At 74.6% G+C, this 8,087-nt stretch carries 8 protein-coding genes; all 8 read right to left on the bottom strand.

Annotation, left to right across the window (positions count from 1 at the left end):
- Window positions 1-31: 31 nt before the first annotated feature.
- Window positions 32-334, bottom strand: a complete 303-nt coding sequence (locus ACFV0G_RS29625; RefSeq protein WP_380554711.1) for a chorismate mutase — start codon at window positions 332-334, stop codon at window positions 32-34.
- Window positions 335-363: 29 nt separating this feature from the next.
- Complete coding sequence (locus ACFV0G_RS29620) at window positions 364-1,026, bottom strand: flavodoxin family protein (RefSeq protein ID WP_380554708.1); 663 nt, start codon at window positions 1,024-1,026, stop codon at window positions 364-366.
- 29 nt (window positions 1,027-1,055) lie between these two features.
- The gene (locus ACFV0G_RS29615; protein ID WP_380554705.1) at window positions 1,056-2,288 is read right to left on the bottom strand and encodes an MFS transporter; all 1,233 of its coding nucleotides are present in this window, start codon (window positions 2,286-2,288) and stop codon (window positions 1,056-1,058) included.
- Window positions 2,285-3,571, bottom strand: a complete 1,287-nt coding sequence (locus tag ACFV0G_RS29610) for an amidohydrolase family protein (RefSeq protein ID WP_380554702.1) — start codon at window positions 3,569-3,571, stop codon at window positions 2,285-2,287. Before ACFV0G_RS29610 ends, ACFV0G_RS29615 begins: the two co-directional genes overlap by 4 nt.
- A gap of 8 nt (window positions 3,572-3,579) precedes the next feature.
- The gene (locus tag ACFV0G_RS29605; protein ID WP_380554700.1) at window positions 3,580-4,251 is read right to left on the bottom strand and encodes a hypothetical protein; all 672 of its coding nucleotides are present in this window, start codon (window positions 4,249-4,251) and stop codon (window positions 3,580-3,582) included.
- The gene (locus ACFV0G_RS29600) at window positions 4,235-5,644 is read right to left on the bottom strand and encodes a phenylacetate--CoA ligase family protein (RefSeq protein WP_380554697.1); all 1,410 of its coding nucleotides are present in this window, start codon (window positions 5,642-5,644) and stop codon (window positions 4,235-4,237) included. Before ACFV0G_RS29600 ends, ACFV0G_RS29605 begins: the two co-directional genes overlap by 17 nt.
- Window positions 5,645-5,764: 120 nt before the next feature.
- Window positions 5,765-6,355, bottom strand: a complete 591-nt coding sequence (locus tag ACFV0G_RS29595) for an anthranilate synthase component II (RefSeq protein WP_380554694.1) — start codon at window positions 6,353-6,355, stop codon at window positions 5,765-5,767.
- On the bottom strand, window positions 6,352-7,809 hold the full coding sequence (locus ACFV0G_RS29590; protein ID WP_380554691.1) for an anthranilate synthase component I family protein: 1,458 nt from the start codon (window positions 7,807-7,809) through the stop codon (window positions 6,352-6,354). Before ACFV0G_RS29590 ends, ACFV0G_RS29595 begins: the two co-directional genes overlap by 4 nt.
- Between the last annotated feature and the right edge of the window lie 278 nt (window positions 7,810-8,087).

Here is an 8,087-nt window from a genome sequence, read left to right as displayed (position 1 = left end):
GCACGACCGGGGCCCCACCGCGTTCCGGGCGTCAGACCCGGGCGCCCGCCCGCTCCTCCACACAGGCCAGCTCGACCGCCGTCAACTCGGCGATCAGCAGCCGGTAGAGCCGCTCGACCAGGTCGGCCGGCAGGCCGTGGCCCGCGGCCAGTGCCCGCACCTTGGCGACCACCTGCTCGACCCGGTCGGGGGCCTTCACCGAGGCCTCGTCCGTCTTGTACCGCGACACCTCGCGCACCACCGAGACCCGCTCGGCCAGCACGGCCACCAACTGCTCGTCCAGCGCGTCGATCCGCAGGCGCAGTTCGGCGATTCGGGGGTCGAGGGCGGTCATGCTCGCGGCTCCAGGGAGTTGACGGAGGGTCAGACCGGGAGCCCCCGGCGGGACACCCGCTCGTTGCGGTCGTACGACGGCAACGGATCGTCCGGGTATTCTCCCCCATTCCGCCGCAGCAGCAGGCACATGTCCAGCATCCGGTGCACCATCCGCTCCAGTGCGTCCAGCCCCTCGCGGTCGTCCAGCGCGGGCTCCGGCGCCGTGTTGCGCAGCAGCGCCGGGAAGCCGCTGCCGACCAGGATCATCCGGTTCAGCAGCAGGTTGTCCACCAGCTGGTTGTGGACGGAGCCCTCGCTGTAGCGGCGCCCGGTCACCAGCACCCCGCCGACCTTGTTGGCCAGCGGGCGGTCGAAGCGGAGGTAGCCCACGCCGGCCCGCTCGATGAAGATCTGCATCAGATGGGCCAGCCCGAAGCCGTGCACCGGGGTGGCGTAGATCAGCCCGTCCGCCGCCCGCATCCGCGCCACGATGCCGGGCATGTCGTCGCGCAGCTCGCAGGCGGCGGCCCGACTGTTGCAGTCCCCGCACGGGCTGCACGGGCTGATCCGGTGGTCGCGCAGGTGCAGCACCTCGAACTCGGCGCCGCGGGCGCGGACCAGCTCACCGGCGTGCCCGAGGGCGAGGTCGGTGTTCCCGCCCTCCCGCTCGGAGCCGCAGATCGCGAGGATGCGCACTGCTCTGTCGTCCATGTGCACGGGCTCCCGGTCGGTCGGATCGGTCAGTCGGAGACGGTGGCGGGCGCGGGAGCCGGGGCCGGTGCGGCCGGCGGTGCGGCCGGGGCCGGCAGCCGGGTGGCGACCAGGGCGGTCAGCAGCGACAGTCCCACCAGCGCGCCGCCGAACAGCCCGAGCCGGTCCAGCCCGTGCTCCGCGGTGTCCGCGGCCCGCAGCACCTGCTGGCCGAGGAAGCCGCCGAGCGCGATCCCGGCGAAGGTGGCCGCCGAGTTGAGCGAGATCAGCAGCGGCCCGGCCTGCGGGGCGATCCCGAACAGCCGGTGCTGCTGCGGCGGCTGGGTGGCCATCCCGGCGAAGCCCCACACCGCCATGGCGAGGGCGGCGGTGGCCAGGTGGCCCCGGGTCAGCGGCAGCGTGGCGACCGCCGCACCCAGCAGCACCAAGGAGGCGAGCAGGACGGGCGAGGGGCTCCAGCGGTCCACCGCACGGCCGGCCAGGGTCGTGCCCGCCACGGCGGTGACGCCGAAGGCGAGCAGCAGCAGGGCCAGGGTGTCGCCCTTGCCGCCGGTGGCGGGGGCCAGCACCGCGCCGATGTACGTCAGCGCGAGGTAGCCGCCGGTCATGAAGAGCAGGGTGGTCGCCACGGTGGCCGCCACGCGCGGGTCGCGGGCCGGGGCGAGCCGGGCCGCCAGGCCGGGCGCCGCGGGCAGCTGCAACGAGGGCAGGCCGAGGGCCACCGCCCCGGCACAGAGCGCGCCGAGCCCCGCGAGCAGCCAGAAGGTGGCCCGCCAGGCGATGTCCGCGGCCAGCCAGGTGCCGAAGGGCACACCCGCGACGGTGGCCGCGGACAGGCCGCCGAGCACCACCGCCATCGCCCGGGCGCGGCGCTCGGGGGCGGAGAGCGCCGCCGCGCCGGCCGAGGCCGCCGGGATGTACAGCGCGGCGCTCGCCGCGGTGACCACCCGGGCCGCCAGCAGCAGGCCGAGGTTCGGGGCCAGTGCCGACAGCACGTTGCCGACCGCGAAGCCGAGCAGCGAGACCACCAGCACGGTGCGCCGGTCGACCCGGCCGGTGAGGGCGCCCAGCACGGGGGCCATCACGGCGTAGGTGAGGGCGAAGGCGGTGCTGATCCAGCCCGCCTCGTCGATGCCCACCTTCAGCGAGCGGGCCACCTCGGGCAGCACGCCGGCCACCACGAAGGTGTCGGTGCCGATGGCGAACGCGCCGACGGCCAGGACGGGCAGGAACGGCAGGCCCCGGGGGGCGGTGGCGGTCATCGGTCGGCTCCGGTCGTCGTCGGGGCGGGGGAGAGGGCGCCGGCGACCACGCGGCCGCCGAGCAGGGTGGCCTCGATGCCGCCCGGGCGGGACAGCACGGTGATCGAGGCGGCCGGGTCCTCGGCGGTCACCACCAGGTCGGCCAGCCGGCCGGGCTCCACCGTGCCGGCCTCCTTGCCGCGGCCGGCCAGCGCCGCACCGTTCGCGGTGGCCCAGCGCAGCACCTCGCGGGCCGGGATGCCGGCCATCGTCACGTAGGTGTCGAGCTCCTCGGCGTAGCTGCCGTGCGGCGTCCAGGCGAAGCCGAAGTCGTCGCCGGCCACCACGGGGATGCCCATCTCGACCATCAGCGGCAGGATCCGCAGGGTGTTCTCCACCTCGGCGGTGAACTCCAGCGACTCCAGGTAGTCCGTGGTCTTGCCGTGCTGCTCGCCGGTGGTGAGCAGCCGGTGCGGCTGGTGCAGGCTCGGGACCACGAAGATGCCGCGCTCGGCGATCGCCTCCAGCGCGGCGTCGTCCGCGTAGCTGGCGTGGTCGATCACGTCGACACCGGCGGCGATCGCGTTGCGGATGCCCTGCAGCCCGCGCGAGTGCGCCCGGATCCGCGCGCCGTGCTCGTGCGCGGTGCGTGCGGCGACGACCAGTTCCTCGGCGGTGAACAGGAGTTCGTGCGAGCGGCCGTTGGGGAAGGTGTCGTCGCCGGACGAGAAGACCTTGACGATCTCGGCGCCCTCGGCGATCTCCCCGGCGACGTACTCGGCCATCTCCTCCGGGGTGTCGGCCAGGCGCATCAGGTCGGTCGGGATGCGCTTCTTCACCTCGCCATTGCGCCGCTCGGGCGGGCCGGAGACCATCAGGTCCCGGCTGCACGGGGTGATCCGCGGGCCGAGGAGCCGCCCGGAGTCGACCGCGCGGCGCAGCGCCATGTCGATGCCGGAGACCGAGCCGGCGCCGACGAACGCGGTGTAGCCGCAGCCCAGCAGGGCGGTGGTGTTGGCCGCGGCACGCAGCGTCAGCTCCGGGACGGAGTACTTGAAGAGCATCTCCCGGGCGTCGTGCACGTCCAGGTAGGCGATGTGGGTGTGGCCGAGCGTCATGCCGGGCATGACGGTGCGTCCGGTCAGGTCGACGGTCTCGATGCCGGGGTTGCCGACCGGGGCCTCGCCGGCCGGCAGGACGGCCTCGATCCGGTCGCCGTCGAGCAGGACGCTGCGGGCGGGCAGGGTGGCCCGGCCGAGGCCCTCCTGCACGCCGACGTTGTGCAGCAGCAGTTTGGGTGCCATGGCGGTGTTCACTCCAGGGGTGCGGTGGGGACGGGGGGCCGGGTTCGGCAGCCGAAGACCGTCCAGACGATCTCCGCGCCGGGCCGGGCGGCGACCCAGCGGAGCCGGTGCGCGCGGACGCCGGGCCCGTTGGTGACGGCGAGGTCGCTGCCCCCGGCGGCGAGGATCTCGGCGGCCTGCTGGGTCGACTCCGCGTCCACCCAGGTGATCGGGCGCTCGCGCAGGTCGTCCGGGACCACCTCGTGGTAGATCCGGCGGACCTCCCACATCGCGGAGACCCGCAGTTCGGGTTTGTCGCCGAACCCGTCGGGGCGCGAGGCGATGCCGTAGTCCGGGGTGGCCCGCGGGAAGAAGCCCAGCAGCTCCAGCTCGCGGTGCCAGTGGAAGCTGGTCAGCCCCGAGTAGGCGCTGGGCACCAGGACGGCGTCGACCTCGCCCGCCAGGACGGCCTCCAGCACCTCGTCGAAGGCCGGGTAGAGCCGGACGGTGATCGGGTAGCGCTCGGCCAGGAAGGCGGCGGCGAGGTGGCTGGAGGTGCCGTCCGGGCCGAGGGTGCCGAGCACCGTCCCGGGTCTGGCCTCCCAGCGTTCGGTGAGGTCGCTCCAGCGGGTGGAGTACTCGTCCACCAGCCGGCCGACCAGGTCCGGCCCGGTCGGCCGGGCCTCAGTCGGTGAAGCCACGGTTCGCCGCCATCTTCTGGGCCACCCGGGTCTCGTGGTCGGGCTCGGTGCGGCGGTCGACGATCCGGGCGGCCTTCCAGCTGACGAAGGCGCCGGTGCTGACGATCGGGTCGAGGCCGTCGCTGAGCTCGACCGCGACCGGCACGCCCAGCGCCCCGGTCGCCCGGGCGGCGAGCGCCCCGGCGTCCACCGACTCGCCGCGCAGCAGCTCCAGCCGGACGGTGACCCTGTCCCCGCCGTCCGCGTCCGACTCGATGACCACCTGGTAGCCGGCCGAGCCGGTCACCCCGGTGAGCACCGCCAGTTCGATCTGGCCGGCGGTGAACCGCCGCTCGCCCAGGCTGATCCGGTCGAGCGTGCGGCCGACGATGCGGACGAGGTCGCCCGGCATCTCGCAGTCGCAGTCGGACTCCTCCACCACCACGGTGTCGCCGGTCCGGTAGCGCACCAGCGGCTTGACGCCGTCGACCAGCATGGTGACGGTCAGCTCGCCGGTGCCGCGCGGCCCGTACGAGGTGCCGCTGTCCGGGTCGACCACCTCGAAGAGGTAGTTGGTCTGCGAGAGGTGCATCCGCTTGTTGCGGCAGGCGGTGGCGATGACGAACGCCTCCTGCGAGCCGTACAGGATGTTGTAGACGTCGGCGCCCCACACCGACTCCAGGTTGGCGGCCAGCGCCGGGGTGCACATCTCGCCGGTGACGAACAGCAGCTTGACGCCGAAGTCGCGGCGCAGGTCGTAGCCGTAGTGCTCGGCGGCCTTGGCGAGGGTGAGCGCGACGCCCGGGGTGCAGCAGACGACCTCCAGGTCGAGGTCCTTCATCAGCTGCAGCGCCTTGGGGAAGCCGATCACCGGGGAGTACGGCCAGATCTTGGCGTTCATCGAGCCGGTGTTGCGGGCGACGTCGCCCAGGGTGTCGCCGAAGGAGTGCACCTCGGTCGGGCCCATCAGGCCGATCCGCGGCCGGCGGTCGCCGAAGTGGTGCCGGAAGATCGAGGCCCAGCTCTCGGTGACGTGGGCGTTGCTGGCGAGCACCTCGCGGCCGTCGCGCGGGCACGGGGTGGCCCGGCCGGTGGTGCCGGTGGTCTCGTAGAAGAACACCGCCTCGTGCAGCGGGCGGCTCAGCACGTCGAGCATCTCGCGCCGCAGGTCGTCCTTGGTGGTGAAGGGCAGGGCGGTCAGGTCGTCGGGGCGGACGGCGGCCAGGTCGTGGCCGGCCAGGTGCTTGCCGTAGAACGGCGACCCGGACGCCACCTGGTCGAGCACCCGGGCGAGCTGGGTCGTGCGCCATTCGGTGAGCGCCGCGTCGTCCAGTTCGCGGGCGTAGAAGGCGCGGTGGAGCGGAAGGTAGTCGGCCGCGAACTCTGCCGCGGGGCCCTCGGTGGGCAGCCACATGTGCGGTCTGTCCTCTCTTGCTGCTCGGTCGGTGGAGGTGTGGCGGGGACGGGCGCGCCGCGGGCGGGCAGCGGTGCGCACCGGTCCCCGGTCAGGTACGGGGCCGGGCCGGTGGCGGCCTCAGGCCGCGGTGCGGTCGGCGGCGCGGTCGAGGAAGGCCGCGAACAGCCGCTCACCGCCCTGGGTGGTGATGCTCTCGGGGTGGAACTGCACTCCCTCGACGGGGAGTTCGGTGTGCCGCAGGCCCATCACCGTGCCGTCGTCCAGCGCCCGTGCAGTGAGCCGGAGTTCGGCCGGGAGCGGCTCGTCGACGACCAGTGAGTGGTAGCGGGTGACGGTCAGCGGTCCGGGAGCGGCCGTGGCGAAGACGCCGGCGCCGTCGTGGTCGACCGGGCTGGTCTTGCCGTGCTTGGGCCTCGGCGCGACCGAGACGCGGCCGCCGTAGGCCAGTCCGATCGCCTGGTGGCCGAGGCAGACTCCGAGCAGCGGGATCCGCTCGGCGGCGAAGGCGTGTACGAGCTCGACGTGGCCGCTGTCGGCCGGGTGCCCCGGACCGGGGCCGAGCACCACCGCGTCCGGCGCCTGGGCGACCAGCTGCGCGGGCGTGCGGGTGCGCGAGCGCACCACGGTGGTCCGGGCGCCGAGCGAGCGCAGGTACTGGTCGATGATGTGGCTGAAACTGTCGTACGCGTCCACCAGCAGGACCTTCATGCCGTCAGCTCCTCGCCGGTCAGCGCCCAGTAGGCGGCGCTCATCTTGGTGAGGGTCTCCCGCCACTCCTCGTACGGGTCGGAGTCGGCGACCACGCCGGCCGAGGCCTGGATCGAGTAGACGCCGCGGTGGTGCACCGCGGTGCGGATGCAGAGCGCGAACACCGCGAATCCGCGGACGTCGACCAGGCCGACCGCGCCCGCGTAGAGGCCGCGCGGCTCCCGCTCGATCTCCTCGATCAGCTCCATGGCGCGGATCTTGGGGGCGCCGGTCATCGTCCCGGCCGGGAAGGTCGCGCGGACCACGTCCCACAGGTCCAGGCCGGCCTCCAGCCGTCCGGAGACGGTGGAGACCAGGTGGTGGACGTAGCCGAACGGCTCGGGGCGCATCATCGAGTCCACGCTCAGCGTGCCCGGCCGGCAGACCCGGCCGACGTCGTTGCGGCACAGGTCGACCAGCATGACGTGCTCGGCGCGCTGCTTGGCGCTGCCGCTCAGCTCGGCCGACGGGTCCCGGCCGTCGGCCCCGGCGGCCACCGTGCCGGCGATCGGCCGCATGGTCAGCACGCCGTCCACCACCCGCACGTACAGCTCGGGGCTGGCGCCGACCACCGTCCGGCCGGCCCACGGCAGCAGGTACATGTAGGGCGCCGGGCTGCGGTGCCGCAGGCGCCGGTAGGCGTCGAGCGGGCTGAGCGCCGTCCGCACGTCGATCCGGTGGCCGATCTGGATCTGGTAGACGTCGCCGACGCCGATGTGGCGCAGGCAGCGGCGGGTGCGCTCGGTGAACTCCGGCTCGTCGGTGCTGTCGCGGACGGACTCCGGTGCCGGTGCGGGCGGCGGCTCGTGGACCGCCGGCGGCCCCGGCGGCGGCAGCGGGGCGGGCTCGGGCAGCAGCGGCCCGGTGGCGGTCAGCAGCCGCGCCGTGCCGGTCGCCAGGTCGTACCAGGCGGTCCGCTGGAAGAGCGTGAGCGTCTGCCAGGGCGTGTCCTCGGCCCGCTCGGGCTCCGGCAGGTCCTCGATGCCCCAGGCGGCCCGGTAGCCGAGCGTGGTGAGGAAGCCGAACGCGAAGGTGGAGGAGGGCAGTTCGGTCTCCACCCGGAAGACGGCCTGGGCGGCGCGGATCGCCTCGAAGACCCGCCCGGCGTCGCCGCCGGTGCGGCGCCCGGCCCCGAGTGCCCGGTCCAGCGCGGCGCCCAGCGCGGCACCGGCCGGGCCGTCCGCGTCGAGCTCCACCCGGTCCCGGTGGAAGCGGAGTTCGGCGATCCGGCCCCAGCCGACGACCGCGCAGCGCAGGTCGTCGGCCGGGCCGGCCAGGCTCTCGAAGAGGTAGCAGTCCTCGGTGGCGGCACGGACGTCCTGGTAGAGCGTCAGCGGATCGCGGTGGAGCAGCGGCTCCGCGGCGACGCCGACGGTCAGTCTCTCCGTGGCCGACGAGGCGGTGAGCGTGGTCATCAAACCCCCGTAATGGCCCGTAACCGAGGGCGGCGGCCCCGGCCGTCCCGCTCCTTCGGTCTCGGGTTCCACTCCACCACCTCGACCGGGCGCGGACCCAAACCACTTCGCACCTGTGTTCACGGACCAGTTCCGGCCATCGGACGGGCCCGGCGCCCGTCCGGCGCACGCGCCGCGGGGGGGGGGGGGCCGGCCGCCCCCCCCCCCCCCGCCCCCCGCCCCCCCCCCGGCCGGCGCCCCGGCCGCCGGGCCCCCCCCCGCCCCCCCCCCCCCCGCGC

Source organism: Kitasatospora sp. NPDC059571 (assembly GCF_042735675.1).
GTDB lineage: Bacteria > Actinomycetota > Actinomycetes > Streptomycetales > Streptomycetaceae > Kitasatospora.
Note: the sequence above shows the minus strand (reverse complement) of the source record. Positions and strands in the feature narration are given on the sequence as shown.